This is a genomic window from Porticoccus sp. GXU_MW_L64, from assembly GCF_052983295.1.
Genome location: NZ_JBRKJK010000022.1, coordinates 1 through 24,694, shown reverse-complemented (window position 1 = coordinate 24,694; position 24,694 = coordinate 1). Strand labels below are relative to the sequence as shown.

The 24,694-nt window shown below is 55.3% G+C and carries 24 protein-coding genes; 10 read left to right on the top strand and 14 right to left on the bottom strand.

Annotated elements, in window-relative coordinates:
* A partial coding sequence (locus tag ACVBEJ_RS13840) for a hypothetical protein (protein ID WP_447130229.1) occupies positions 1-194 on the top strand: 194 nt, incomplete at its 5' end.
* 68 nt (positions 195-262) lie between these two features.
* On the opposite strand, the gene tyrS is transcribed toward ACVBEJ_RS13840, so the two are convergent.
* Positions 263-1,543 carry a tyrosine--tRNA ligase gene (gene tyrS, locus ACVBEJ_RS13835; RefSeq protein ID WP_447130228.1) on the bottom strand — a complete coding sequence of 427 codons (1,281 nt, stop codon included), beginning with the start codon at positions 1,541-1,543 and terminating at the stop codon, positions 263-265.
* A gap of 165 nt (positions 1,544-1,708) precedes the next feature.
* Between tyrS and ACVBEJ_RS13830 the strand changes: the two genes are divergently transcribed.
* The gene (locus tag ACVBEJ_RS13830; protein WP_447130227.1) at positions 1,709-3,112 is read left to right on the top strand and encodes a peptidoglycan DD-metalloendopeptidase family protein; all 1,404 of its coding nucleotides are present in this window, start codon (positions 1,709-1,711) and stop codon (positions 3,110-3,112) included.
* Positions 3,113-3,118: 6 nt separating this feature from the next.
* Positions 3,119-4,252 (top strand): anhydro-N-acetylmuramic acid kinase, encoded by a 1,134-nt coding sequence (locus ACVBEJ_RS13825; RefSeq protein WP_447130226.1) that lies wholly within the window; start codon positions 3,119-3,121, stop codon positions 4,250-4,252.
* 237 nt (positions 4,253-4,489) lie between these two features.
* On the opposite strand, the gene ACVBEJ_RS13820 is transcribed toward ACVBEJ_RS13825, so the two are convergent.
* Genes ACVBEJ_RS13820 through ACVBEJ_RS13800 form a run of 5 tightly spaced genes read right to left on the bottom strand, consistent with a single transcriptional unit; the run spans position 4,490 to position 8,979 of the window.
* Positions 4,490-6,883 (bottom strand): DNA polymerase II, encoded by a 2,394-nt coding sequence (locus ACVBEJ_RS13820; RefSeq protein WP_447130225.1) that lies wholly within the window; start codon positions 6,881-6,883, stop codon positions 4,490-4,492.
* Positions 6,880-7,398 (bottom strand): hypothetical protein, encoded by a 519-nt coding sequence (locus ACVBEJ_RS13815; protein WP_447130224.1) that lies wholly within the window; start codon positions 7,396-7,398, stop codon positions 6,880-6,882. Before ACVBEJ_RS13815 ends, ACVBEJ_RS13820 begins: the two co-directional genes overlap by 4 nt.
* Positions 7,399-7,410: 12 nt before the next feature.
* Positions 7,411-7,764 carry an iron-sulfur cluster insertion protein ErpA gene (gene erpA, locus ACVBEJ_RS13810; RefSeq protein ID WP_447130223.1) on the bottom strand — a complete coding sequence of 118 codons (354 nt, stop codon included), beginning with the start codon at positions 7,762-7,764 and terminating at the stop codon, positions 7,411-7,413.
* 53 nt (positions 7,765-7,817) lie between these two features.
* Positions 7,818-8,252: a bactofilin family protein gene (locus ACVBEJ_RS13805; RefSeq protein WP_447130222.1), complete on the bottom strand. Its 435-nt coding sequence runs from the start codon at positions 8,250-8,252 to the stop codon at positions 7,818-7,820.
* Positions 8,242-8,979: a DUF6776 family protein gene (locus ACVBEJ_RS13800; RefSeq protein ID WP_447130221.1), complete on the bottom strand. Its 738-nt coding sequence runs from the start codon at positions 8,977-8,979 to the stop codon at positions 8,242-8,244. Before ACVBEJ_RS13800 ends, ACVBEJ_RS13805 begins: the two co-directional genes overlap by 11 nt.
* A gap of 72 nt (positions 8,980-9,051) precedes the next feature.
* Here ACVBEJ_RS13800 and ACVBEJ_RS13795 point away from each other — a divergent pair, with 72 nt between their 5' ends.
* Positions 9,052-10,818, top strand: coding sequence for a chloride channel protein (locus ACVBEJ_RS13795; protein WP_447130220.1), 1,767 nt, complete (start codon positions 9,052-9,054; stop codon positions 10,816-10,818).
* Positions 10,819-10,981: 163 nt separating this feature from the next.
* The gene (gene hemJ, locus ACVBEJ_RS13790; RefSeq protein WP_447130219.1) at positions 10,982-11,422 is read left to right on the top strand and encodes a protoporphyrinogen oxidase HemJ; all 441 of its coding nucleotides are present in this window, start codon (positions 10,982-10,984) and stop codon (positions 11,420-11,422) included.
* Here hemJ and ACVBEJ_RS13785 read toward each other — a convergent pair.
* Both ACVBEJ_RS13785 and ACVBEJ_RS13780 read right to left on the bottom strand, forming a co-directional pair.
* Positions 11,419-12,030, bottom strand: a complete 612-nt coding sequence (locus ACVBEJ_RS13785) for a MarC family protein (protein WP_447130218.1) — start codon at positions 12,028-12,030, stop codon at positions 11,419-11,421. The two genes, hemJ and ACVBEJ_RS13785, sit on opposite strands and share 4 nt — an antisense overlap.
* Positions 12,031-12,091: 61 nt before the next feature.
* A complete protein-coding gene (locus ACVBEJ_RS13780) occupies positions 12,092-12,457 on the bottom strand; it encodes an STAS/SEC14 domain-containing protein (protein ID WP_447130217.1) in 366 nt (121 codons plus the stop codon).
* Positions 12,458-12,662: 205 nt separating this feature from the next.
* On the opposite strand from ACVBEJ_RS13780, the gene ACVBEJ_RS13775 reads away from it, so the two are divergent.
* From ACVBEJ_RS13775 to ACVBEJ_RS13765, 3 genes are all read left to right on the top strand, one after another.
* The gene (locus ACVBEJ_RS13775; protein WP_447130216.1) at positions 12,663-13,730 is read left to right on the top strand and encodes a branched-chain amino acid aminotransferase; all 1,068 of its coding nucleotides are present in this window, start codon (positions 12,663-12,665) and stop codon (positions 13,728-13,730) included.
* Between the two features lie 116 nt (positions 13,731-13,846).
* Complete coding sequence (locus ACVBEJ_RS13770) at positions 13,847-14,410, top strand: cytochrome b (protein WP_447130215.1); 564 nt, start codon at positions 13,847-13,849, stop codon at positions 14,408-14,410.
* A complete protein-coding gene (locus tag ACVBEJ_RS13765) occupies positions 14,407-14,988 on the top strand; it encodes a YceI family protein (RefSeq protein WP_447130214.1) in 582 nt (193 codons plus the stop codon). Before ACVBEJ_RS13770 ends, ACVBEJ_RS13765 begins: the two co-directional genes overlap by 4 nt.
* A 287-nt stretch (positions 14,989-15,275) precedes the next feature.
* On the opposite strand, the gene ACVBEJ_RS13760 is transcribed toward ACVBEJ_RS13765, so the two are convergent.
* The gene (locus ACVBEJ_RS13760) at positions 15,276-15,800 is read right to left on the bottom strand and encodes a hypothetical protein (protein ID WP_447130213.1); all 525 of its coding nucleotides are present in this window, start codon (positions 15,798-15,800) and stop codon (positions 15,276-15,278) included.
* 287 nt (positions 15,801-16,087) lie between these two features.
* Here ACVBEJ_RS13760 and ACVBEJ_RS13755 point away from each other — a divergent pair, with 287 nt between their 5' ends.
* A complete protein-coding gene (locus ACVBEJ_RS13755) occupies positions 16,088-16,528 on the top strand; it encodes a DUF3010 family protein (RefSeq protein ID WP_447130212.1) in 441 nt (146 codons plus the stop codon).
* A gap of 66 nt (positions 16,529-16,594) precedes the next feature.
* Here ACVBEJ_RS13755 and ACVBEJ_RS13750 read toward each other — a convergent pair whose 3' ends face one another.
* Genes ACVBEJ_RS13750 through ACVBEJ_RS13735 form a run of 4 tightly spaced genes read right to left on the bottom strand, consistent with a single transcriptional unit; the run spans position 16,595 to position 21,259 of the window.
* The gene (locus ACVBEJ_RS13750) at positions 16,595-16,864 is read right to left on the bottom strand and encodes a hypothetical protein (RefSeq protein WP_447130211.1); all 270 of its coding nucleotides are present in this window, start codon (positions 16,862-16,864) and stop codon (positions 16,595-16,597) included.
* 54 nt (positions 16,865-16,918) lie between these two features.
* Positions 16,919-17,179, bottom strand: coding sequence for a YkgJ family cysteine cluster protein (locus tag ACVBEJ_RS13745; protein WP_447130210.1), 261 nt, complete (start codon positions 17,177-17,179; stop codon positions 16,919-16,921).
* The gene (locus tag ACVBEJ_RS13740; RefSeq protein WP_447130209.1) at positions 17,169-17,807 is read right to left on the bottom strand and encodes an esterase/lipase family protein; all 639 of its coding nucleotides are present in this window, start codon (positions 17,805-17,807) and stop codon (positions 17,169-17,171) included. Before ACVBEJ_RS13740 ends, ACVBEJ_RS13745 begins: the two co-directional genes overlap by 11 nt.
* Entirely contained in the window at positions 17,804-21,259 is a 3,456-nt protein-coding gene (locus tag ACVBEJ_RS13735; RefSeq protein WP_447130208.1) for an acyl-[ACP]--phospholipid O-acyltransferase, read from the bottom strand. Before ACVBEJ_RS13735 ends, ACVBEJ_RS13740 begins: the two co-directional genes overlap by 4 nt.
* A gap of 133 nt (positions 21,260-21,392) precedes the next feature.
* Between ACVBEJ_RS13735 and ACVBEJ_RS13730 the strand changes: the two genes are divergently transcribed.
* Entirely contained in the window at positions 21,393-22,127 is a 735-nt protein-coding gene (locus tag ACVBEJ_RS13730; protein ID WP_447130207.1) for a helix-turn-helix domain-containing protein, read from the top strand.
* A gap of 103 nt (positions 22,128-22,230) precedes the next feature.
* On the opposite strand, the gene ACVBEJ_RS13725 is transcribed toward ACVBEJ_RS13730, so the two are convergent.
* Positions 22,231-24,285, bottom strand: coding sequence for a VIT and vWA domain-containing protein (locus ACVBEJ_RS13725; protein WP_447130206.1), 2,055 nt, complete (start codon positions 24,283-24,285; stop codon positions 22,231-22,233).
* Positions 24,286-24,694: the final 409 nt, after the last annotated feature.

Here is a 24,694-nt window from a genome sequence, read left to right as displayed (position 1 = left end):
CAAAACACGCCAAACACAAACAAAATCAAAAACTTAACCAACAACAAACCTCAACCAAAAGCAGCCTGCAAAACTACATGACCTCCCCGGCGAGGGACGCGCATAATAGCGCCCAAAAAGCCCATGTCAACCACAAAACGACTTCTTTTCTCACTCTGGTTAAATCGCAACCAAATACTGCCCTAATTCGTTGATTTTTAGTGCCGATAAAACGCAAAACCCCCGGCCAAAGGCCAGGGGTTTTGCACATCACCGGCAAATGCTACGCCCATTCAAGCAAATGATATTTCTTCTTGCCCAGCTTGATCAGAAAAAAGCGCCCGCATCTGGCATTCTCCTTAGCCAGTAACTCGGCCGCAGACATATTCTGATTCATTCCGACTGCCTGCTCATTGATCAACACAGCCTGTCTGCCCAGCGCGTCTTTGATTTGCTTTCCCTGCCCAACGCCGTGCTCAGACAGAATCGCCGTTAGCGGCTTTGTTAAATCCTCTACCTGTATATGACTACTGGGCAAACCATCCAAACGCAGCTGACAGAGGTCGTCCTCCGTCAATACCTGAGTAGAGCCGCCAAACAGAGCAGCGGTTATCCTTTGCGCCGCCAACAGGCCTTCTTCACCGTGAACCAGCCTGGTCACTTCATCAGCCAACACTTTCTGACAGCGATCACCGGATTGCTCCCAATCACTGATCTGCTGTACGGGAATAAACGTAAAGTAGCGCAGAAACCTGAACACATCCTCATCCGCCACATTCATCCAGAACTGGTAAAAGGCATAGGGAGAGGTTTTTTTCGGATCGAGCCAAATGGTGCCAGACGCGGTTTTGCCAAACTTGCTGCCGTCTGACTTGGTTACCAACGGCAGGGTCAGACCAAACACATCCTCACCATTGAGGCGCCGGGTTAGATCCGTACCACCGGTAATATTGCCCCACTGATCGCTGCCGCCAATTTGCAGGGTGCAGTTGTGAAGTTTATTCAGCTCAGCAAAATCCCAGGATTGCAGGATCATGTAGCTGAATTCAGTAAAGGAGATACCCTCACCTTCCCGCTCAATACGCTGTTTTACCGACTCCTTTTTCACCATCTGGTTAACGGCAAAGTGTTTGCCGATATCCCGCAGGAAGTCCAGCACGTTAACACCGCCCGACCAATCCAGGTTATTGGCCACCAATGCTGAATTGTCACCACAGTCAAAGTCGACAAATGCACTCACCTGGGCGCGCAGTTTCTCTACCCAGCTCGCCACCACATCCGGCGTATTGAGGTTGCGCTCCTGCGACTTGCCACTGGGGTCGCCCACCAACCCGGTAGCACCTCCAACCAGGGCGATGGGCCTGTGGCCAGCCTGTTGAAAGCGCGTCAAAGTCAGCAATGGCACCAAGCTACCAATATGAAGACTGTCGGCGGTAGGGTCGAAACCACAATAGAGAGTACGCGATTGATCCAGATGGTCTTCCAGCTCTTTATCCGCTGTCATCTGGGCAATCAGCCCACGGGCTCGTAAATCGGCGATCAGCTCCGCGCCGGTCATGGTCATGGCAACACTCACAAATTATCAAAAGATCAATAAAATCAAGGCCGCCACCTTACCCTATCCGACAACAAAAACAAGATCACAGATCGGCCTTATCATGATCTGCATTACCTCACAAATTGACTTCACTTCTTTATGCAAGTCCCGGATTCTGTTATAAAAGCCGCCATGAAATCAGCAACCTCACCGAAACCAATGACCAGCCCCAGGCAAAGCAGCCTGTGGAGCAGGCTATTCAGCAAGACTTTGCCGCGCACACATTTGCTGGCGGCGGCAGGGGTTGCCGTAACGATTTCCCTGTGCCTGACACTACTGCCCAGCGAACCGGCTGCCGCCAAACGGCAAGCGACCAAGGCAGAAGAAAACACTGCTATCGCCATCAGCGACTTTCAGACTCAACTGCCCGCTGTGCCCGAACAATTGCCAGAACCGGAGCTACCAGCCACGCCACAATTGCAATGGAAAGAGATTGTGGTGAAATCCGGTGACAATCTCAGCACCCTGTTCAAACGCGCCTCCTTGGGCCCCCGCGACGTGCATCGCTTTGTCAGCTCCGACGCCAACGCCAAAAAACTCAAACGCATCATGCCCGGTGAAACCCTTACCTTTGGCTTAAGCGACAGCGGCGAACTGGACACCTTGCGTTATCAGATATCACAGCTGGAATCCTGGGAATTCAAACAACAGGATGGCAAATACAACGCCGAGCACATTGTGCTGGAGCCCCAAACCATCGCCACCTACCGGGAAGCACAAATCACCAGCTCCCTGTTTGTGGCCGCCGACAGCGTGGGCATTCCTCACGACCTGATTATGGAGCTGGCGGGCATCTTCGGCTGGGACATTGACTTCGCGTTAGACATTCGCAAGGGCGATCACTTTATGGTGCTCTACGAAGAAAAATTCCTCAACGGCGACAAAATCGGCAACGGCAGCATCCTCGCCGCCGAATTCACCAACCAGGGCAAAACCTTTCAAGCGGTACGTTTTGAAGACGCCAGCGGCCACGCCAACTACTACACCCCGCAAGGTCTGAGCATGCGCAAGGCTTTCCTGCGCACCCCGGTCAACTTTGCCCGGGTCAGCTCCGGCTTTAATATGCGCCGCCTGCACCCGATAACCAAAAAAATCAAACCCCATCGCGGCATCGATTACGCCGCCAAAACAGGCACTCCGGTCTATGCCGCCGGAGATGGCAAAGTGATTACATCCGGCTACACCCACGCCAATGGTAACTACGTCGTGATTCAACACGGCCAAACCTACAGCACCAAATACCTGCACCTGCACAAACGCAAAGTCAAAAAAGGCCAGAGTGTTCGCCAGGGGCAAACCATCGGTACTGTTGGGATGACCGGGCTGGCCACCGGCCCGCACCTGCACTACGAATTTTTGGTGAACGGGGTACACCGCAACCCGCGCACCGTCAAACTACCCCAGGCCAAACCCATTGCCGACAAGCACAAAGCCAACTTCCTGGCTCAAACCCAGCCTCTGATGGCTAGCCTGGCCAGGCACAGCGCTAAAAGCCAATTGGCCCAGCTGGACAAACCCGTCAAAAACGAAGGCTAAGGCTCCATGAGTAACCCAAGCGCCGAGCCCGAACAACTGTTTGTGGGGCTGATGTCCGGCACCAGTATCGATGCGGTTGACGCGGTTCTGGTGGACTTGAGCAACAGCACACCCAACGTTATCGCCCACCTCGAAAGCGACATCCCCAGCGCCCTGCGCAGGGACATACTGGCACTGTCAACTCCCGGCGATGACCATGTAGACCTGCTGGGCCACACAGACCGACAGGTGGGCGAGCTGTTTACCGCCACTGCCCAGCAACTGTTGGCCAAGGCCGGTGTACAACCAGAGCAGATAATCGCCATCGGCAGCCATGGCCAAACTGTGCGCCACCGGCCACCTGGCACTGGCGAAGCACACCCCTTTACCCTGCAAATTGGCGACCCCAACATCATCGCCCACCACACCGGTATTACCACCGTTGCCGATTTTCGTCGCCGCGACATGGCTGCGGGCGGCCACGGGGCACCGCTGGCGCCGGCATTGCACAACGCTCTGTTCCGCCACCCTCAGCGCAACCGCGCGGTGGTGAACCTGGGTGGCATTGCCAACATCACCTGGCTGCCCGCAGGAAAAGATGCCATCGGCTACGACACCGGCCCCGCCAATATGGTGATGGACGATTGGTGCCAGCTGAACCTGCAGCAAGCCTATGATGAAAACGGCCAGTGGGCCGCCAGCGGCAAAGTGCAGCTTGAGCTTTTGAAGCGTTTTATGGCCCACCCCTACCTGACGCAAGCCACCCCCAAAAGTACCGGGCGGGAAGACTTCAACTTAAGCTGGCTGCAACGAACTGTCGCCGAACTGGACCGAGATTTACCCGCTCAGGATGTACAGGCCACCCTGCTGGAATTTACCGCCCGCACAGTAGCCGATGCCATAAAAAGCTGCGGCACCGTTAACGAAGTGTATCTGTGCGGCGGCGGCGCCTTTAACGGCCAACTCACAGCCCGACTGGAAGCCCTGCTACACCCGGCACAACTGGCCACCACCGCCGTACTGGGGGTAGACCCAAAGCAGGTGGAGTGCGTAGCGTTTGCATGGATGGCACAACAAACACTGGCAAAATTGCCGGGCAATTTACCAGCGGTGACCGGGGCGAACCGCGGTGTGATTCTAGGTGGAGTGTATTTTGCCTAAAGCCTCGGGCTGCGGGCAGTTCTAGCAAATTTGTCATCCTGAGCACAGCGAAGGATCTCTCTGTCAGATACTGCGGGCTTCTATCTCAAGAAAGGAGCAGTGAGGCGTGGCGAGGTCTATAGCAAGCACCCGAAAAAAATGCCACCTACATTAAAATTTTCATTAACACCAGGCATTTAAAAAAGAGGTCCTTCGCTACGCTCAGGATGACGGCGTTCTACCATTCTGCTCGCAGCTTTATAAAAGCCCCATCTGCGCTCCGACAATCTCCTCAAACTCCAGCCCCACAAACGGCAGTATTGCTTCCGCCACAGGCTTTAGCTGGCGGTCGATGTAGTGTTGGTAGTCGATGGGGCTTTGTTGATATTCCACTGGCTCCGGGCCGTTTACGGTAATCACATAGCTAATCCAGCCCTTGCGTTGATACTTTAACGATTTACCCAATTCCTGATTCCGCTGGTCCGCCAGGCGCGCGGCGCGTACGTGGGGTGGTACGTTTTTCTGGTACTGATCCAGGCGGCGGCGCAGCCGTTTGCGGTAGACCAGTTGCGGATCACAGTTGCCTTGCAGGGTGTTTTCAACGGTGGTTCTAACCAGTTCAACCGGATCCGCATCGTGAAACAATTTTTCAAACAGCTGCACCTGAAATTGCTTGGCCAGTTCTGTCCAGTCTGTACGCACGGTTTCCAAACCCTTAAATACCAACTTTTCACCATCACTGGTTTCTACCAGCCCGGCGTAGCGTTTTTTACTGCCCGCCTCGGAGCCACGAATGGTGGGCATTAAAAAGCGGCTGAAGTGGGTTTCAAATTCCAGTTCCAGATAGCATTTCAGATTGTATTTTTCGGCCAGTTCCCGCTGCCAGCGTTCATTAATAAATGTCGCCAGTTTGTTGCCAATGGCCGCCGCCTGCTGGCTGTTGGTGCAGTGTTCCAGCCACACAAAGGTAGAATCCGTATCGCCATAAATCACCTGGTAACCTTTTTCCTCAATCCAGCGGGCGGTGGTTTGCATAATGTCGTGGCCACGCAGGGTAATGGAGCTGGCCAGGCGAGTATCGTAAAAACGGCAGCCACCGGAGCCAAGCACGCCGTAAAAGGAATTCATCAAAATCTTAATGGCCTGGGAACGAGCTTTATCGTGCTCTTTTTTGGCCTGGTCCCGCTGCTGCCACAGGCTGGTAATGATGTCTGGCAGAAAGTGTTTGTGGCGATGAAACTGACCACCGCGAAAGCCTTCGATGGATTCGTCCGGCGCTTGCAACCCTTCAATCAGGCCCAGCGGGTCAATCTTGAAAGTGCGAATAATGGACGGGTACAGGCTTTTGAAATCCAGCACCAAAACATGATTGTACAAGCCGGGCCGGGAGCTCATCACATACCCGCCAGGGCTGGCCAGGCCACCATCGGCGGGCAGGTTGGGCGCCACATAACCGGCGCGATGCAGGCGCGGTAGATAGAGGTTGGTGAAAGCCGCTACAGAGCCGCCACTGCGATCCAATTCCAGCCCGGTTAGCTGGGTGCGCAACACCAGGTAGTCCAGCAGTTTTGTGTGCTCGAAAATATCCCACACCAGGCGGGTATCTTCCAGATTGTAGGCCGCCAGCGCCGGTTTGTTGTGATGGAAGTTATGGCGAATTTCCGCCATACGATCATCTACGTCTTTCGCTTTTTTGCCCCGCCCCAGCAATTCCCGGGCGACATTTTCCAGGGCAAAACTGTCGAACTGGTAGGTGGCCGAGCGCATGCCGTCGATACCATCCAGCGCCACCCGGCCGGGAATATGAATATACCCCTGGTTGCTGTCGCGGGCATCCCGCCAGCGGGGTAATACGCCACCGCGACCAATGGCGAAGGCCACGCCGCAGTGTTCGGCCCGAGCCAGCAAGGTGCGAAAATCGAAGTTCACCAAATTCCAGCCAATAAATACGTCCGGGTCTATCTGTTGAATGCGTTGCAACAATCCGTGCAGCAGGGTTACTTCATCTGCGTACCAATGCACCTGCGTATCCGGGCAGGGTTGCGGCTCGCCAATCATCAGCACTTCCGATACGGATTCTTCGGCACCACCGTAAAGCGCAATGGAGAACAGCTCGCCGTCCATATCGCATTCGATATCCAGGGACAGTACGTTCAGGGTTGGCTTGTATGCGGCGCTTTTCACCTTGCAGTCGCGATATTCCGTGTAGCCCTCGCGTGCCACGGGCGTACCGCTAAAGCGCAATCCCCCGCAGATAAACCGCTCCATCAGAAAACGATCCTGAAGGCGGAAATCCGACTCCAACAGCTCCATACCCTGTTGTTGCAGAGCGCGGCGAGCGTTAAAAAATTGTTGCAAGCTGCGACAATAAACCGCGCAAACCGGCTGCTGTTGAAAGGTTTTCAGGTCGAGAGGGCTAACCCGCATATCCAGGCTCTGTCGCTGCAAGGCAGCCTGAGCACGTTCGCGGTCGGTATTCGATATAAAGAAAAGTGGCTGCTGATCATGGCATCGCAGCAAGGCGGGTCCGGAATCGGTGGCAACCCAGAGTTGCACCTGGGCGCGGCCAGCTACATCGCTGCTGGCGCGGGTAATCAGAAAGCCATTACTGACTGGGAGAGGGTCTTCGTCAAAAGTGTGGCCTGCACTCACTGGCTAACGGCAGACTCTTTATTTTCAGACCCGCTATCTACAGAGAAGTACTCGTAGCCTTCGGCCCGATGCAGGCGGCGTTCTTCCCGGGGGCCAAAACGCACGGTACCCACAAACGACTGCAGCGGTTTTTTCCTCGCCCCCTCGATACGCAAACGGTTGCGGCAAACACGGATATCCACCACTTTTTCTTCCGTGAGTTTCTCTGCCAAATCCACCAATTTGCTGTACATCGGGTAATTTTCTTCGAGGAAAATCACCGCTTCAGGACCATGGAGAATAAAGGTTACTGGCGGTTCACGACTGTCCAGTTGACCGGTGAGGTAAATTTCTTCCACCCGTTTCAGGGTCGCCTCCACTTCTTCGGGCTTGTTGAGTTCCAGGCGGGCGATATAACCTGGCGGGATGGGTTTTTCTGTGGCTTCGTCAATGATTTCTGCCCCATCATCCGATGCCTGCGCTATCACCAGGGGCGCAACAAGCAAAGCCAGCCATATCAGCAGAACATTTTTCATAGCCCGATCCGGTCAGAGAGAGAACGAGGCACCACAGCCACAGGTGGTACTGGCATTGGGATTGGTAACCAAAAAGCGAGAACCCGCCAGACCTTCCTCATAGTCCACCGTGGCACCCACCAGGTACTGATAACTGAGCGGGTCAACCAGCACAGAGATGCCACTCTGCTCAACCAGGGTGTCGTCTTCCGCCACATCGTCATCAAAGGAAAACCCGTACTGGAAGCCGGAACAGCCGCCCCCGGTTACAAAAACCCGCAGCTTAAGGGCATCGTTACCTTCTTCCGCCACAAGGTTCTTTACTTTGCTCACGGCGTTTTCAGTAACCAACAGGGTGGGTGGTACAAAAGACTCTATTTCAGACATAACAATGTAATTTACAACTCAGTCGCTGCCAATCAACGGCTCTTTTCCGAATTTTACACTTCTACCGCCGCTGACGCACGGTCTGAATGACGCTCCGGTTTTTCAGATGACGGCTCCGCAGCTTCGTTAAGGCGAATAAAGTTGCCATTGACCTGAGCGCCTTTCTCCACCTCGATGACCCGGTAGTGCACATTGCCCTCCACCATCGCCCGCGCCGCCAGCTCCAGTTGCTGGCTGACTTTCAGGTCACCTTCCACCAGGCCATTGACCACCACCGAAGGCGCTTGAATTTCACCCTGAACCTGGCCACTCTGCAAAACCCTGACACGGGCCTTGTCGTCATCCAACGCGACGATGTTGCCAATCACCCGGCCTTCAATTTCCAGGTTGCCGTGAAAACGAACTTCGCCGGAGATTTCTGTGCCTTCGGCAATCAGTGTAGTGGCCCCGTTATTGAAATGAGCGGTGCCGGTTTTTTTATTTTTCATGTTGCTGCTCCTCTACGTATTTTGTTTCCAGACGCCACTGGAATTCTTGCTCAACTTTTTTCTTGGCCTGCCCCGCAAGCCATACCTGTACCACCACCTTTTGTGGCTCAAAGCCCTCCGGCAATTGCAGTTCACCCTGATGAATGGTGAAGTAGCGAAACTCCAGTGACAGCGTGTCCTTATCCTGTTCCGGGTCCAGTTCTTTCAGGGAAAGCTTTTTACTGCCTTCGCCCATCGCTCCCAGCACCTGAACACTGGCGGTGACCTTAACGGTCTTCAGCTTGCCGGCGCGCTGCTGCACAATCAGCTGGTATTCAAACCCACCGGCATCCGTTCGATAGAGGTCAAAACCATTGATAATCAAACCGGTAGCGACCCCTTCTTTTTGCAGCAGATTGCGATAAAGGCGCAATTGCTCGCGACTCTCCGCCAACTCTCCCTGTAGCCGGGACAACTCCACACGCACGGTTTCCAGGGCGGCACTATCCACCTGAGAGTTGAGCTCTGCACTGGCCAATGCCTGTGTGAGTTCGCCGTGGGACTGTTGCAGGCCAGCGTATTCATCGACCAACTGGCGTTTTTCAGCCATCTGCCAGTCAAACCACTGACCGCCGAGCAACAGACCGATAAACAAACTGACAATAACAGCGGCAACGGCCAGCAGCCATTTCTGGCGGTAGCGGCGAGGATTGTATGGGGTAACTACCAGGCGATCCTGGTCAGACATCACAATATCCAGCAGTATCAAAGTGCGAACAGGCGCTTATAATACAGAGGAAAACAGCCAGCAAAAAGCGATATGCCAAACTCTCCCGCCAATCCACCGCCCTCCCGCTGGCAGCACATACGTCGACGTGGCGATCACTTTCGTCACCGCCTGGCCCACACCGACGCACTGCCGCAAATGGCCATTCTCGGCTGTCTGTGCGGTTTGCTCACCGGCCTGGTGGCGGTGCTGTTTCGCCTTTCATTCGAAACACCATTGCGTTTTCTGCTGGACAGCAGTGGTACTGAGGCATTTGAAGCGCTCTCCAGTGCCAGCCATTTTTTGATGCCTTTTTGCGGCATTTTACTGGTGGGAACCATCCTCCACTTTATCAAACCCCACCGCCGCAAAACCGGGGTTGCTCACGTGGTAAACCGGGTTCATCAACATCAGGGGCGCCTGCGCAGTGGCAACGCACTGGTGCAATTTGTGTGCGGATCATTGCTGCTGTCCAGTGGCGCACCGGTGGGACGCGAAGGCCCGGCGGTGCACCTTGGGGCCGCCTGTGGCAGTGCCCTTGGCGGGCAGATGAAGTTGCCCAACAACAATCTGCGAGTACTGGCCGGCTGCGGCGTGGCGGCGGCCATTGCTGCCTCCTTCAACACGCCACTGGCGGGGGTGATCTTCGCGATGGAGGTGGTGCTGATGGAGTACACCATCGCCGGGTTTATGCCCATCATTCTGGCCGCCGTTTGCGGCACGGTGGTGTCGCGGGTTTTCTACGGTGATGACCCCGCCTTTCTGGTGCCGGCCATGGAGCTGGGCAGCCTGTTGGAGCTGCCATACATTATGGTGTGCGGTCTGTTGATTGGCGTGGTGGCCGCCGGTGTACTGCGTTTTCATTTGCTGGGGCTGCGTTTTGAGCAACGCCCCATTTTGCTGCGGGCACTGGCAGCGGCCCTGATTGCCGGCACAGCGGGCGTCGCCCTGCCGCCGCTTTTGGGGCTGGGCTACGACACCATTGGCAACGCCCTGTTGGGGCAACTGGGGCTGGGAATGCTTATTGCCATTGGCGTTACCAAACTGCTGGTGGCTTCATCCATTGTCAGCATGGGATTGCCCGGCGGCATTATTTCCCCGGCGCTGGTTTCCGGTGCCTGTCTGGGCGGGGCGCTGGGCATTGTTGCCGGGCTGTTAATGCCACAGCAAAGTTCTGCCGTGGGCCTGTACGCCATGGTGGGTATGGGCGCAATGATGGCGGCGGTACTCAACGCGCCACTGGCAGCATTGTTGGCGGTACTGGAGCTCACCTACACCCCGGGCATTGTTATGCCCGCGATGCTGGCCATTATGGTGGCCACATTGACCGCGCGCCTGCTGTCGGGCCAGCCGGGTATCTTTCTCGGTGGCCGCGATCTCAAGCGATTTTCCTCCCCGGTGTACCAAATGCTCAGCCGCGCCGGTGTCACCAGTCTGATGTGTCGCCAGTACCAAACCTGCAGTTATGTGATTACCCGTGACCAGGCCCGTGAAATACTGGCAGACAAACCGGAGTGCCTGGTGGTAGAGGATGTGGGCGAGCCCAAGCTGTTACTCCGGCCCGCCGACCTCGCCCACTTTCTGGAGGAACACAACGCTACCCTGTGGGAAGAAGACAGCGATATTCATTTGCGCGAGATACCCGGCGAGCACCGGCAATTGAAGCCCATTCACGCCCGCGCCACACTGCAGGAGGCGCTGCAGTTAATGCGCCAGGAAAACATACAGGCGGTGTACATCAGCCGGGCGCGGTTGACGCCACTGCAATCGGAAGTACAGGGTGTGCTGACCAAAGAACAGATTGAAGGGTACTACCAATAAAGGGCAGTAACACGTAAGCAGGTATGGGGTGGTGTTGCTGTGACCGTGGCCAGCAGGGAAGCTGGCCTCGAGTCCCCACGGATGGGTTCACGACGAGTCACAGCAATATCACCCCATGCCTGCGAGATGTTTCAGAACGCACAAATCAAACAGAGCAACGACAATGACCTGGCTAACCGAACATTACCTCTGGCTCAAAGCCTTCCATATCGTCGCCGTGGTGTGCTGGATGGCGGCGCTTTTTTACCTGCCGCGACTATTTGTGTACCACGCCGCTGCCGAGGACTCTGTGGGTCGCGAGCGCTTTAAAGTGATGGAACGCAAGCTGTACCGGGGCATTGCCACGCCATCCATGATTGCGTCGGTGGTGTTGGGAATGTTGCTGCTGATGGCAATTCCGGCCTACATGAGCCAGGGGTGGATACACGCCAAACTCGCCATGGTAGGCGGCTTACTGGCCTACCACGGCGCCTGCTTTTATTTTCTCAAGCAATTCCAGAAGGACAACTGCCACCGCAGCCACATTTTCTTCCGCTGGTTTAACGAAGCGCCGGTGTTGTTATTGATCGGCATTGTAGTAATGGTGGTGGTAAAACCCTTTTAACCGGGCAGGCTTTCCAGATATTGCGAAATACCATTCAGCAGCATTTGAATAGACAGCATAATCAGCAGCATTCCCATCAGCCGCTCCATCGCTCGCAACCCTTTGTTGCCAAGAACTTTCAGCAACAGGGGGGAAGCCAGCAGAATCACACCAACCGTCGTCCAGGCGATCACCAGGGCAGTGGTCCACTCCCAGATGCGATCCGGCTCGTTGGTACTCAACAGCAATAACACGGCAATGGCGGATGGCCCTGCCAGCATGGGCATGGCCAAAGGCACAAGAAAGGGTTCCTCGACGGCACTTTCCGCCTCGGCGTTGGGCTTTGGAAATACCATACGCAGGGCAATAATAAACAGCAGGATGCCACCGGATATACTCAGGGTGGGCTGCTCTAACCCCAGAAAGCTGAGGAAGGCGTTGCCCGCCCACAGGGTGCTCACCAGAATAATCAGAGCAAACACCAACTCACGGATAATAATGCGGCGCTTGGCACTGTCGTCAAAGCGCTTCAGCAGAGACAACACCACCGGCACCGCACCCAGTGGCGACATAATAAAAAACAGGGTGGCTACCGTGGTAAAAATATCCTGCCAGTTAAAGCTGCTCATGGTTCAACCCGGTGTGGTGTCAGTGATGGGCGCGCAGGATACTCTCTTGCAGGAACGGGCGCTACTGACCTTGCGCCCAGTGCAATGCTTCGGACACCGCATCTTCCTTAAACACCTTCACCTCGGCAGCAAAGAAATGCTGGCCTATGGCTGGCAAAATGCCCTCCACTTCCACATCACAGCATATGGCCACTCGCACCAGGGTTTGGTGGCGGTTGCCGTTCAAGCTGAGCTGGCCAATCTGTTCGGCAAACTCCGACCACCAGGGAAAGAATTCCGCGTGCACCACCAGACCGTTGAGATCCGGGTGGCTGGTCAGGTACTCGTTAATCTGGTCGCGGGCGGTGTGCATGTTTTTTTCAGAAATATGCTCCCCAAGCTCCAGCAGGCAAACCCCAATATCTTCAAACAGTGAACAACTGATCATGTATTGCGCTCCGTAACAGGCCCTATTTGGAACCAAGATTCTACAACGATAGACCGGCAAATAAAGCCCATTTACACAGCAACCGGTGCCCCAGCCAGATAAAGACAGCAAATGCATGGCTTTTTTAGGAAAAATGTCAGGAACAAATACAGCAAGCTCATCTATAATTGCCGGCCTGTTTGACCGGCACTGCAACGGAGACCCCATGGCAATCACCATCCGCCCACTGAGCGACCAACAACGCAAAACCATTCCTCAGGAATTGGGCTTTGGCGGCGTATTTTCCGACCACATGTTCACCCAGGAATACCGCGATGGCGCCTGGCACGATGCCACCATTGGCCCCTACGGGCCATTCACCCTGGACCCGTCCTGCGCCGTACTGCACTACGCCCAGGAAATTTTCGAGGGTTTGAAAGCCTACCGGCGTCCAGATGGCAACATCAATCTGTTTCGCGCCGGCGACAATGCCGCACGTTTTTACCGCTCCGCTGTGCGCATGGCCATGGCGCCGGTTGACGAGGACATGTTTCTGGAATCCATCCGCGAGCTGATCAAACTGGATCATCGCTGGGTGCCGTCGGAACCCGGGTCTTCCTACTACATTCGCCCCAGCTTGATCGCCACCCAAAATGCTCTGGGTGTGATGCCCAGCAACCGCTACCTGCACTTTGTGATTGGCGGGCCAGTGGGCCCCTATTTTAAAGAAGGCTTTAATCCGGTAGGCGTATACATTTCCGACAGTTACCGGCGCGCGGTAAAAGGCGGTGTGGGCGACGCCAAAACCGGCGGCAACTACGCCGCCAGCCTGTTTGTGGGCCAGCAAGCCAGCAGCAAGGGCTACTCACAGGTGCTGTGGCTGGATGCTATTGAAGGCCGCTACGTGGAAGAAGTAGGCGCCATGAACATCATGTTCGTGTACGGCAACAAAATCATCACCCCCAAGCTGACAGGCAGCATCCTGCCCGGCATTACCCGTTACTCGGTGATCGAGCTGGCCGCTGACTTGGGGTACGACATCGTCGAACAACAAATTGATATTAACGAGGTATTGGCAGATATCCAGTCCGGTGCCATTAGCGAAGTATTCGGCTGCGGCACCGCTGCGGTGATTGCACCGGTGGGCAAATTCGGTATGGGCGACAGGGAATACCTGATCAACAACAATCAGACCGGGCCAGTGGCCAAGCGTATTTACGACCAGCTTACCGGCATCCAATACGGCCATCTCGAAGACCGCTTTGGCTGGACGGAAGTGATCGAAGTGGGATAAGGCTCAGGCGCCTCTGGATTTTTAGAGGTGCCCATATGTAAAGATTCGTTATTCTGCAATCCAGTAGCTGCCATTTACTATAATTTTGCCGCCAGTTAACACACTGAAAGCAAAACATGCCCAACGCCGCCTTACACAACACCAACCACCGCTACGGATTGGTGGCCAAGCTGTTGCACTGGGTAATGGCATTGGGTGTGGTCGGGCTGTTCGGGCTCGGCCTGTATATGATGGAGCTGGGCTACTACGACCGGCTGTATCGTCTTCTTCCCCATATTCACAAAAGTGTTGGCATCCTGCTTTTCGCCCTGCTGATCGCCCGCTTGCTGTGGCGTTGGGCGAACGCAAAGCCTCACCCCCAGGGCAACAAACTTGAGCGCCGTCTGGCGCACTGGGCGCACATTATTCTCTACCTGTTGATGGCCGCCATCATGGTCAGCGGCTATCTGATATCCACCGCCGATGGCCGCGCCATCGAAGTGTTCAATTGGTTTGCAGTTCCCGCCACTGTGAGCGATATCGACGGCCAGGAAGACATCGCTGGCCAAGTTCACGAAATTCTTGCCTGGGCATTAATTGTGCTGGTGGCGTTGCACGCCATGGCCGCACTGAAGCATCACTTTATTGACAAAGACAACACCCTCAAACGCATGACTTTTTCCAAAGGAGATCAACAATGAACAGATTGCGCACACTCACCGCTGGGCTGGCCCTGGTTGCCACCCTGGTTGCCACCCCCACAATGGCGCGGGAATATCAGTTTGACGTTAAAGGCGCCCACGCCTTTGTTCAGTTCCAGATCAAGCACCTCGGTTTTAGCTGGTTAAGCGGGCGCTTCAACAAGTTTGACGGCAGTTTCAATTACGATGAAAACAACCCCAATGCCTCGTCCGTCAACGTGGAAATTGACGTAGCCAGCATCGACAGCATGCACGCCGAGCGCGACAAGCACCTGCGCAGCAGTGATTACCTGAACGTGGCCAAATACCCGAAAGCCACCTTTGCCAGCACCTCATTTACCGACAAAGGCGAAGGCAAAGGCGAACTGAAAGGCAACCTGACCCTGCGCGGTGTCACCAAAGAAATCACCATTGACGTAGAACACATCGGCTCTGGCAAATCCCCCTGGGGCAGTGGCCTGCACGCGGGTTTCCGCGGCACAGTCGCCCTGAAGCTGGAAGATTTTGGCATGAACTCCATGGGGCCCGGCGCCGACCATGTGTACATGACCCTGGATGTGGAAGGCATCAGCAAATAAACCTGCTGCCACCACAAAAAAGGGCCGATGCAAGCAAACTGCATCGGCCCTTTTTATTGCCAGATTGTCGCTGTCACACAAACTTGAAGACGTGAATCTGGGGTGGCTTGCTGTGACCGTGGCCAGCAGGGACGCTGGCCTCGAGCATACATGGATGTACTTGCTGCGTGCACGGCAAGCCACCCCAGATTTATGTCCTGTGACACAATGTGGGCTCAATAGGATTATGGCTTCAGAGCCACACACTCAACTTACTTTGCAGGACACCTAACACGCAATATCCGGAACTACGACTGATCATCAAACTGACTGGGTTCAACAAAAATCAGCCGCAGGTTAATTTCACCAGGCGACCCCATATCCACCACCATCATCAGTACGTTGAACTGGTCGCCTTTGCGCACCGTGCCGGCAAAACCAACCATTACGCCACCTTGCTGGTTAGCGCGCAAACCCAGGTCCGCCTTGAGCCGCAGAGTGGTATTGATACGCTCCAGCAACCCCTTCAAGGCAGTGCGGAAGATATCAAAGTTAAAACCGGGGCCGACAAATTCGCTGTAATCCAGTGTCAGTTTGAGCTTGAGCTTGGTGTGCTCACCAACGGTAATATCCCCCAGTACCGGACTGCCGCCCTTTTTTACTTCCAGAAACAGCTCTTTGGCCTTGGGTTTCGGTAATTTATAAAACAGATTGGCCAACAGGCCATTGCACAAATTTAACAGCTCGGGAAAGTTGACTTTCCGCTGCTGTGCGCCAGATTGGGCCGCCTGCTCTTGAGGGCCGGTGGTGTCGGGGTTTGCTTGGTCAGCCATAGTGCTACATCCAGTTACTTGACGTTATATTTAACCTGAATCCGTGACTCCAGAGCGGCGCATAGCATAAGCTCTTGATTCCACAGCGGTTTAAAAAATGCTCACTTAACCGATGGGTGAAGCTAAGATTTTTTAATTCCACTGTGAAACCAATATCTTACGCTCTGCATCCACTCTGGAGTCACGGATTCAGGTTTAAAACAGTGGGCAAGCCTGCCACGGTAACGTCACCAAGGCAATCGCCAATCTGGTAATATCGCGCCACAGTTTCATACACCGGAAAAGCCATGACCAACGATATTAAAGCCTGCGGCATCGAGATCAAAAGCAACGAAGTATTGATCTGCCCACTGGTAAAGAACGGCGACCTGTTTACCATCCCCGACCTGCGCCAACAGCGCCTGCAAATTCGCAATGCCGACGACCAGGAACAGCTGCGGGCCTTCCAGCGCACCTTTGGCAAGCTGATGAGCGACTATGGTATTGACCGTGTGGTAATTCGCAGCCGCCCCCAGAAAGGCAAATTTGCCGGTGGTGCGGTGGGTTTCAAACTAGAGGCGGCCATTCAGTTGATTGACGGTTTGCAGGTATCGCTGATCTCCAACACGGAAATCAAAGAACAACTAAAACACACGCCACTGTTTATCGACTTTGCCGAAACGGGCTTGAAAAAGTTTCTGGAACCAGCCTTTACTACAGTGTTTGCGGCGTTAAGTCGCAAGATTTGAGGTAACGCCAAGATCCTTCGCTTCGCTCAGGATGACGGTGGATTTGGGAGTCCTCAGGATGGCATCCTACGGCTTCACCAGCTGCATACGCTGCAAAGCGCGGTGAATTTTGCTGCCCCGTCGCGCCAGTTGATCAATATCCCCAAAACTGGGTTGCTCACCGGATTCCAGACGGTGCTCCCAGTCACCCAGCTCCATATCCAAAAACTCAAGCAGTTTTTTGGCACAGCCACGACACTGATTATCACAGAGTTTTTCCGTGGGCGTTTCAAAAGGAATGGCCTGGCGTATTTGCGCAACCAGTTGGGCCATGGCGGTGGTGGTGTCAGGTTTCACCGGAGCATGGTAGCTAACCGTTAGCGCCCCGCCCATTGGCCTGTTGAGGTACTCCTAACGGGTCGCCCTCTCCAACTCACCCAGCAAAAGAATCGCCTGCTGGCGGTCACTGCCACATACATAAGCCGCCGGCGCAAATTGTCGGCACACATCCGGGTAATCTGCTGTACCCCAAATTCGACAGTGATAATCCACCGGGTCGAGGTTCACACAAACCACACCCGCAGGCTTGCCATTGGGCATCCCGGGAATGGGATTGTTAATGGAGGGCGCGATACAGCAGGCGCCGCACTCAGGGCGGCATTCAGTGAACAAATTGCCCCCGCTGCAGATAATGTATGGTTTGGGCAATCACCCGGCGGTTGCGCATCATAAAGGTGTGGGTCACCGGCAACTGGATGTGATCACTCATCCCTTGCACGCGCGTGCTGGCCACCGACACTTTGCCGTCGTCCGGGTTGGGCAGCATGGCGGAGAGAACGGGGTTTACCGTGCGGGTACCGGCAATTATGCCAACGTTAAAATTCACTTCACCCAGTTGCCGGGGCACACTGGCAGTCGTGGTACCCAACTGCATTCCGGCATCGCCATTGGCCAGCTTAAAGCCCGGCAGTTTTGACAACCTGTCCACCACCTCACTGCCGCGGTTGGGCGGCGCCAGCATCACTGTTCTGCCCAGCCGGGCAATAGTGTTGTGCTGTAAATACTGGCGCACCAGAATACCGCCCAGTGAATGGGTAACAAAATGCACCCTGGCATTCACCGGGCATTGGGCCAGCGCATCATCAACCGTATGTTGAGCCAGAAATTCGATGGCGTGCTGGCGGGATGGATAGCTCTGATTAACCGTGTCATAACCCGCCCGGTGCAATGCTTTTTCCATTGTCACCATGCTGCGACTGGTGCGGCCCAGGCCATGTAGCAAAACAACGCAATGATTCACTTCGCCTCCAGTTGTCGCGCCAGCGCCTTGGACGCGGCAAAATCGGTTTTCCCAGAGCCCAGCTTGGGCACTTCTGCCACCGGGTAAACCGCTGTGGGGATCAATAACGGATTGCTACCGGCATCCACCAGCGTCTGGCGAATACCATCACTGCCACTGTCGCTGGCCACCAGTAACACCACCCGCTCACCTTTTTTGGCATCCGGCAAATTTACCGCCACCAGTTCCAGTTCTGGCTGCCCCAGTGCCTCGCGCACGGTTTGCTCCACCACACTCAGGCTGACCATTTCGCCACCCAATTTGGCAAAGCGGGAATAGCGGTCGACGATAGTGAGGAAGCCATCGCTGTCGATACAACCCTTGTCGCCGGTTTTGTACCAGCGAATGCCATCCCGCTCGACAATCACTTCTGCGGTTTTCTCTGGGTCGTCCAGGTAACCGGTCATTACCTGGCCGCCACCAACAAGAATCAACCCCTGATCACCGGTGGGCAGTGGTTCCAGGGTATCCGGGTCAACCACCCGAAAACTGGTACCCGGCAACGGCAGGCCCACAGAACCGGGCTTGCTGCCCAATTGCACGCGGAAATCGTTGGGGTCGAGGCGGTCGGGCACATTGACGCTGGCCACTGGCGAGGTTTCGGTGGCACCGTAACCCTCGTACACCTCTTTATTGAATTTCAGCTTGAAGGCTTCGCGCACATCCGGGCTGAGCTTTTCCGCCCCGGCCACGACCAATCGCAGGGATTCCAACATCAACGGATTCACCCGGCTGTTGCGGGTATAAAGCCGCAGGAAAGTGGCGGTGCCGCAGAAAATGGTAGCGCGATAGCGGGCCACGGCCTTGCCAATATTGACCGCATCCGTAGGGTCCGGGTGAAACACCACCGGCAGGCCCTCAATCAATGGCAGGAATTGGGTAACAGACAAACCAAAAGCATGGAACGGCGGCAGGGTGCCCATAATCACATCGCCCTCCTCCACGTTCAGCACTTCGGTCATCTGCTTGACGTTGGTGAGGATATTGCGATGGCTCAGCACCACGCCCTTGGGCGTGCCTTCGCTGCCACTGGAAAACAGAATGGCCGCCGGTTCGTCCACCGCTTTGCGCACACACAGCAGGCGCTTCAGCAACCAGGCTGGCGTCAGGCGCACCAACAGCAGCCAACCGGCAAACTCCCGCCTGGGAATCTGCGCTTTCAGGTCTTCCAGGTAGTGCACCTGCACATCCTGCAGTACAGCATCCACATCCACGCCTTTACTGCGCAGTTTGGCGACAAATTTTTTCGAGCTGTAAACGGTTTTGACCCCCGCTTTTCGCAGCGCCGCCTGCTGTGCCGCCACCGGCGAGGTGAAATTGATGTTGACCAGGGTTTTACCCAGCAGCAACGCTGCCATATTGGAAATAGCCGCAGCGCTGGCAGAGGGCAGCAGAAAGCCCACATTCTGTTCTTTGGCCTGGGCTTTAATGCGGCGGGCAAATGCGGCAGCGGCGGCCAACATGCGATAGTTGGACAGGCTGTCGCCGGTGGAGTCGGCGGCGCACATTTCCGAGCCGTTGCGCTTTACCGTATCAATCCATGACTCCGGCAGAGAACACAGGGATTGGGTGTAGGCATCCCAGGAATGGATGGACAGGTCAAACACCTTGGACTTCAACGCCTCGGCACTGGTATCACTGGGCAGTGGGTCGCCAAAAGCCACCATGATATCGCGTACCAGGCCGCGACCGGTCATGGCAGCAAGACGGTCGCTGGAGCGGGAAAAACGGCTGCCCCACAGACCGCGCAGATAAAACGGCACAATCACCGCATTGGCATCGGCGGCAGCGGTTTCAAAACCGCGCTGGAATTCCGCCAGGTTGCCGGTGCGACTGATCACCCCCTCCGGGAACAGGCACACCACCTCCCCTTGATTGAGTAATTCATTGATACGCACCATGGCGCTTTTGGTGGTGCGGCCACCGATGGGAATTGCCCCCATCAAATCCAGAAACCACCTCAGGTACCAGCGCTGATAAAAGTCTTTATACATCACAAAGCGCACTGGCCGCGGCGAGGCAATCTGCACAATGGCCCAGTCGATCCAGCTGATATGATTGCCCAGTAACAGGACACCACCGCGCCCTGGCAAGTTAGTAAGCCCTTGCACACGCAATTTGTAACGGCGACCAATAATCAGCGCCGCCACGTAACGGGCAAACGCCTGGGGCAGTTTACACAGGGTCCACACCACCCCGGCACAAGCCACCAGTGCCACCAGATAAAACAGGCTTTTGGTGCCGGCCCCGGCCCAGGAAATCAACCCGGTGATCACCAACACCAACAACATGCCGATGTTCTGCACCCAGTTGCTGCCCGCCAGAATGCGGCCCAGCTCGTGCTTGCCCGCGTGGAACTGAATCAACGCATTGAGCGGCACCACCACAAAGCCGCCACCGATACCGAGCACCACAAAATTGATCATGGCATCGGTGATGGTCTCCAACCCCGGAATGCGCAGCAGGGTAATGGCCATAATCAGCGCGCCAACAGGCAAAGTGCCAGTTTCGATATAGGAGCGGGAGGCGCGCCCGGCGATCATCGAGCCGAGCATAATGCCGATGCCGGAACAGGCCACCGCCCCCTGGATCAGAGCGGTCTTGTCGATACCCATTTCCGCCTTGGCAAAGGCCGGAAACGACGCCACCAGCACCTGGCCGATGCTCCAGAAAACCGCCAGTCCGATGATGGAACGCCAGATCACCCGGCGCTGGGTCATTGTGGCCATGGTCTCTTTCAGGGCCACGCCCCGGCGGTAGTCCCGCCAGTCAAATTCCATGCTGGCATCCCCCCGCTCTTTCACCGGCAGGCGCAGGCACAATACGTATTCAAAGATCGACAAGCCCACCAGCGCCCAGCCCAGGGGCGCGATCAGGCGCAAAATATCGCCTTCACTGGCAAACAGCCTGTCGCCCAGGCGACTGTCGAACAGCACGGAAAAGAAAATGGTGCCGCCGAGAATGCCGATAATGGTCAGTGCCTGTACCGCGCCGTTGCCGCGCCCCAGCTGGGCCTTGCCCACCAGCTCTTTGATATAGCCATATTTGGCCGGGGAATAAAAAGTGCTCTGTACCGCCAGTAAAAAAGTCAGGCCAAAGGCGGGCCAGAACCAGCCCATGTAATAGCACAGAGTAATCAACAGAGTGATGACCACCGCAGCCGCAGCGGAAAGTTGCAGCACCCGGGTTTTGGCAAACTTGTCGGAAAGAAACCCCGCGGGCGTTAACAACAGAATATAGGGCAGCAGAATCAGCGAATTGACGATAGCCGTCAGTACCACCTGCTCCGGGCCATCGTAGATTTTGAATACGGTGTTTTGCACCATGATCTTGTGGCCCAAATCAACAAAGGCATTGAGAAATACCACCGCCATGTAAGGCAGAAAGCCAGTAACTCGATGTAAAGCGGTCATGGGTGAATCCTTATTTGTATCCGGAGCGAACAAACTGTAGCGGCAGCATCTTGAAAAACAACTTTATTGTAAAAAGTCTTCAAATACAGACAAAAAGCACTATATAGTAATACCTTTATACGGATATCGCCTTATGTCAGAAATTGCTTCCCTTATCAACGCCCTGAAAAAAGCCCTTAAGCAACAGGGCAAAACCTATCGGGACGTGGCGCAATTATTGGGCCTTTCCGAATCCAGCGTAAAGCGCATATTTACCTCTGGCGACCTGTCTTTAAAGCGCCTGGACAGGCTGTGCAGCTGGCTGGGCATTACCATTACCGGGCTGAGTGTGGCTGCCGAAGCCCAGCAGCCCACACTGAGCCAGCTCACCATAGAGCAGGAACAGGAATTGGTGTCAGACCCGATTATGTTGCTGGTCACCAGTTGCGTACTCAACCAGTGGCAATTCGCCGAGATTATCAGCTATTACAACATCACCGAGCCCCAGTGCGTGAGCAAGCTGGCGGCGCTGGATCGCCTGGGGGTGATTGAGCTGCTGCCCGGCAACCGTATCAAACTGCGGGTAGCCCCCAACTTCCGCTGGCAGACCAACGGCCCGATACAGCAGTTTTTCCAGAATTCCGTGGAGCGGGAATTTTTTAACTCCAACTTCGCCCGGGATGACGAGCAGTTTATTGTGCTCAACGGCACCCTGTCGGCGGCCTCCAGCCTGCAATTTCAAAAGCGTATGCGCAAGTTGGCCAGTGAGTTTAACGAATTGAGCAAGGCTGATCTGGCCTTGCCGCTGGATGAACGCCACGGCACCACCGCGGTTATCGCGGTGAGGCAGTGGCACTTTGGTTTGTTTGAAAAATACCGACGCCAATAGCCAACGCTATAAGACGTCATCCTGAGCACAGCGAAGGATCTGCTTGCAAATAACGTTTCCGATCCCTCGTCGCTGTGCCCCTCAGGATGACGAAAGCAGGTCGTTATTTGGTCAACTCCTTTCTTCTGAATAGCAATAACACCGGCAACAACACCAACATCCACAATCCAAACGAACCGCCACCGCCGCCTTTGCGCGGGGTCGCTCTGGGCTGCTGAAACGCCGGCTGTTGGGAATCGGCGCGGTTGTCGCGAACCGGAGCGGCCGCACGCTGTTGGCGGGCACGGTGTTCCTGCTGCACGCGCTGGTGGTTGCGGCGTTCTATGCCCTGCTGCTGAAACACTTCGTCGCGCACCACCACCATGGAGGTGTAGTTGGTCACCAGGCCGTACTCACGGGCGATATCCACAATGGCCTGTTTGCTGTCGCTGTCTTCCCCCAGGTAATCGATCTGGTCTTGCAGGCCCTCGATGGCGGCGTAGGCCCACAATCGTTCAATTTCCGGGTGCAATTCGGCTGTTTCAGGGAAGGTAATTCGGGTTTTGTACGCCTTGGGCTGGCCAGACACCTTGCCGGAGATGGTCACGTCTGCAACGCCATCGCCACGGTAGTGACCAAACACAATCAACTGCTGGCCGCGATACAAAGAGCCAAGGCGGGCGGGCTCCATATCTTCCACTTTGACACCCTTAATATGTACGTCAATATCGTGGAATGCCTGGTGGGTGAGCTTTTCGGTGGCCAGTTTCAACTGACCGACAATGTCGTCGCTGTTGGATACGCTCATGGCAAAACCGTTGGACACTTTGGTCATGCCATCCAGCAAGGGGCGATTGGCGCTGTTGCCCATCACAAAGGTAAACAGTCGCACATCCTGCTGTTCCAACAGTTTGAGAAACCGCTTTTTCTCGGTTACGCCCACATTGGCCACACCGTCAGTGACCAGAACCAGAGCACTGGGGCGGTCCGCATCCAGACCGCGCATACCCTTCTGCAAACCAGCGTACAGGTTAGTGCCGCCGCTGGCGGGGGTGTTGGCCAACTGCTGTGTGAAGTGGCTGACATCCTGTGGCGTTGCCATCACATAACCGGGGGTCAACTCCCGAGCGCTGTTATTAAACAGTACGATTTTAAAGCGGTCGCTGGGGTTGAGCTGTTGCAGCCCTTTGTTCACCCCTTCCACCAGGCTGCTGTATTTGCCCTGCATGGAACCGGACAAATCCAGTACAAACACCCAGTCGCGCCCCTGTTCGATGCGGGCCAGATCATCGCCGGGGGTTACTGTCATCATAAAGGTGCCACGGCCACTGGCATCCGGCTTGTGAGCCACCATATCGATACTACCGGGCAGGCCCTTTTGGTGACGCCAATAGACCACAATATCCGTATCCAAACGCTGAACGACCTGAGGAACAACGGTGGTTGTCGCCTCTTCATCCACTGACGCACTGCTGGCGCTGCTGTTGGTCAGAGCCACCTGCCATTGCTGCGGTGAGCTGCTGGTAGCCACCGCTTGCGGGTGTTTGGGCAGGCGCAAGGTATCGATGGGATAGGAGGAACGCAACTTCAAGTTGAAGCTAAAGGCTTCACTCACTTCGTCGCTGTAATTCCAGAACGCCAACTTCTGCTCATCCACACCGCCTTCTTCCAGCGGATACACATAGCGGCCAATGCTGTGATCCACATGCACCGGCTGGATGTAGACCAGGCGAATCTTCACGTCCTGATTGGCGCGCACCGGATACACCGAACTGTCGAAGGTGCGATATTCGTCCTGCTCGGTGATGGCCGTTTCCCGGCCCTGGGATTTTTCACGCTCGTAGAGGTCGCGGGCCTGTTTTTTCTCCAGCACTTCGCCGGTTACCGGAGCACCATCAATCCAGTAGGTAAACTCCCCCACCGAGGCTTTTTCCGGCACCGGGAATGAGTAAATGGCCTCCAGTTCGGCACTGTTGGGGTTGTAGAACACCTGTTCTACCGAAGTGATGGCGTAGCCATCTTCAATCACCACATTGACGTGGTGCTGTTTGATTTGTAAAGGCGGCAGGTTGCTGGACTTGGGTGTCATCAAGCCCGCAGCCAGGGCAGTCTGGCTGCACAACAACACACCAGCCGCTGCCGCCAAACATCGTCGAATTGCTTTCTGAAAAATATTCATTGCTGTCTCCTTTTCGTCACCGCTCTGTGCGCGGCGCCTGCAAACTAGAAAAGAAGGCTGCCTGAAACAACCAAAACTTAAATAGACGCAATAAAGTGCACTTAAAGTTCCATCAGACGATACTTTTACAATGAACACAAAAAACCGGACTCCGGTTATGACAACCCGGCAGCCCGGCCAGCAACAATCACTAGGGGGCGTTCTCAATTAGTGAGCTGTTGCTGCTGGAGCCCATTTTGGCTCTCAGCTAGGCGCCGTGAGTGCTGTGTAGTCGCTCTACATGAGCGAATGGCAACACCGCTGAGAGTCAAAATGGGCCCAGCCCTTCGGGTTGCGCCTGAAATGGCGCCATACTGTGTTATTCGTCGTTTATTTGGAGCAACCAAACCACTCTCCTCATGCCTTGTCT

Coding starts and splice junctions, on each gene's coding strand:
- ACVBEJ_RS13815 (WP_447130224.1), bottom strand. CDS start 7,398: ATGAAAAATGTTCTGCTGATATGGCTGGCTTTGCTTGTTGCGCCCCTG.
- ACVBEJ_RS13725 (WP_447130206.1), bottom strand. CDS start 24,285: ATGAATATTTTTCAGAAAGCAATTCGACGATGTTTGGCGGCAGCGGCT.
- erpA (WP_447130223.1), bottom strand. CDS start 7,764: ATGTCTGAAATAGAGTCTTTTGTACCACCCACCCTGTTGGTTACTGAA.
- ACVBEJ_RS13825 (WP_447130226.1), top strand. CDS start 3,119: ATGAGTAACCCAAGCGCCGAGCCCGAACAACTGTTTGTGGGGCTGATG.
- ACVBEJ_RS13755 (WP_447130212.1), top strand. CDS start 16,088: ATGACCAACGATATTAAAGCCTGCGGCATCGAGATCAAAAGCAACGAA.
- ACVBEJ_RS13800 (WP_447130221.1), bottom strand. CDS start 8,979: ATGTCTGACCAGGATCGCCTGGTAGTTACCCCATACAATCCTCGCCGC.
- ACVBEJ_RS13795 (WP_447130220.1), top strand. CDS start 9,052: ATGCCAAACTCTCCCGCCAATCCACCGCCCTCCCGCTGGCAGCACATA.
- ACVBEJ_RS13735 (WP_447130208.1), bottom strand. CDS start 21,259: ATGACCGCTTTACATCGAGTTACTGGCTTTCTGCCTTACATGGCGGTG.
- hemJ (WP_447130219.1), top strand. CDS start 10,982: ATGACCTGGCTAACCGAACATTACCTCTGGCTCAAAGCCTTCCATATC.
- ACVBEJ_RS13780 (WP_447130217.1), bottom strand. CDS start 12,457: ATGATCAGTTGTTCACTGTTTGAAGATATTGGGGTTTGCCTGCTGGAG.
- ACVBEJ_RS13805 (WP_447130222.1), bottom strand. CDS start 8,252: ATGAAAAATAAAAAAACCGGCACCGCTCATTTCAATAACGGGGCCACT.
- ACVBEJ_RS13830 (WP_447130227.1), top strand. CDS start 1,709: ATGAAATCAGCAACCTCACCGAAACCAATGACCAGCCCCAGGCAAAGC.
- ACVBEJ_RS13785 (WP_447130218.1), bottom strand. CDS start 12,030: ATGAGCAGCTTTAACTGGCAGGATATTTTTACCACGGTAGCCACCCTG.
- ACVBEJ_RS13730 (WP_447130207.1), top strand. CDS start 21,393: ATGTCAGAAATTGCTTCCCTTATCAACGCCCTGAAAAAAGCCCTTAAG.
- tyrS (WP_447130228.1), bottom strand. CDS start 1,543: ATGACCATGACCGGCGCGGAGCTGATCGCCGATTTACGAGCCCGTGGG.
- ACVBEJ_RS13770 (WP_447130215.1), top strand. CDS start 13,847: ATGCCCAACGCCGCCTTACACAACACCAACCACCGCTACGGATTGGTG.
- ACVBEJ_RS13765 (WP_447130214.1), top strand. CDS start 14,407: ATGAACAGATTGCGCACACTCACCGCTGGGCTGGCCCTGGTTGCCACC.
- ACVBEJ_RS13760 (WP_447130213.1), bottom strand. CDS start 15,800: ATGGCTGACCAAGCAAACCCCGACACCACCGGCCCTCAAGAGCAGGCG.
- ACVBEJ_RS13775 (WP_447130216.1), top strand. CDS start 12,663: ATGGCAATCACCATCCGCCCACTGAGCGACCAACAACGCAAAACCATT.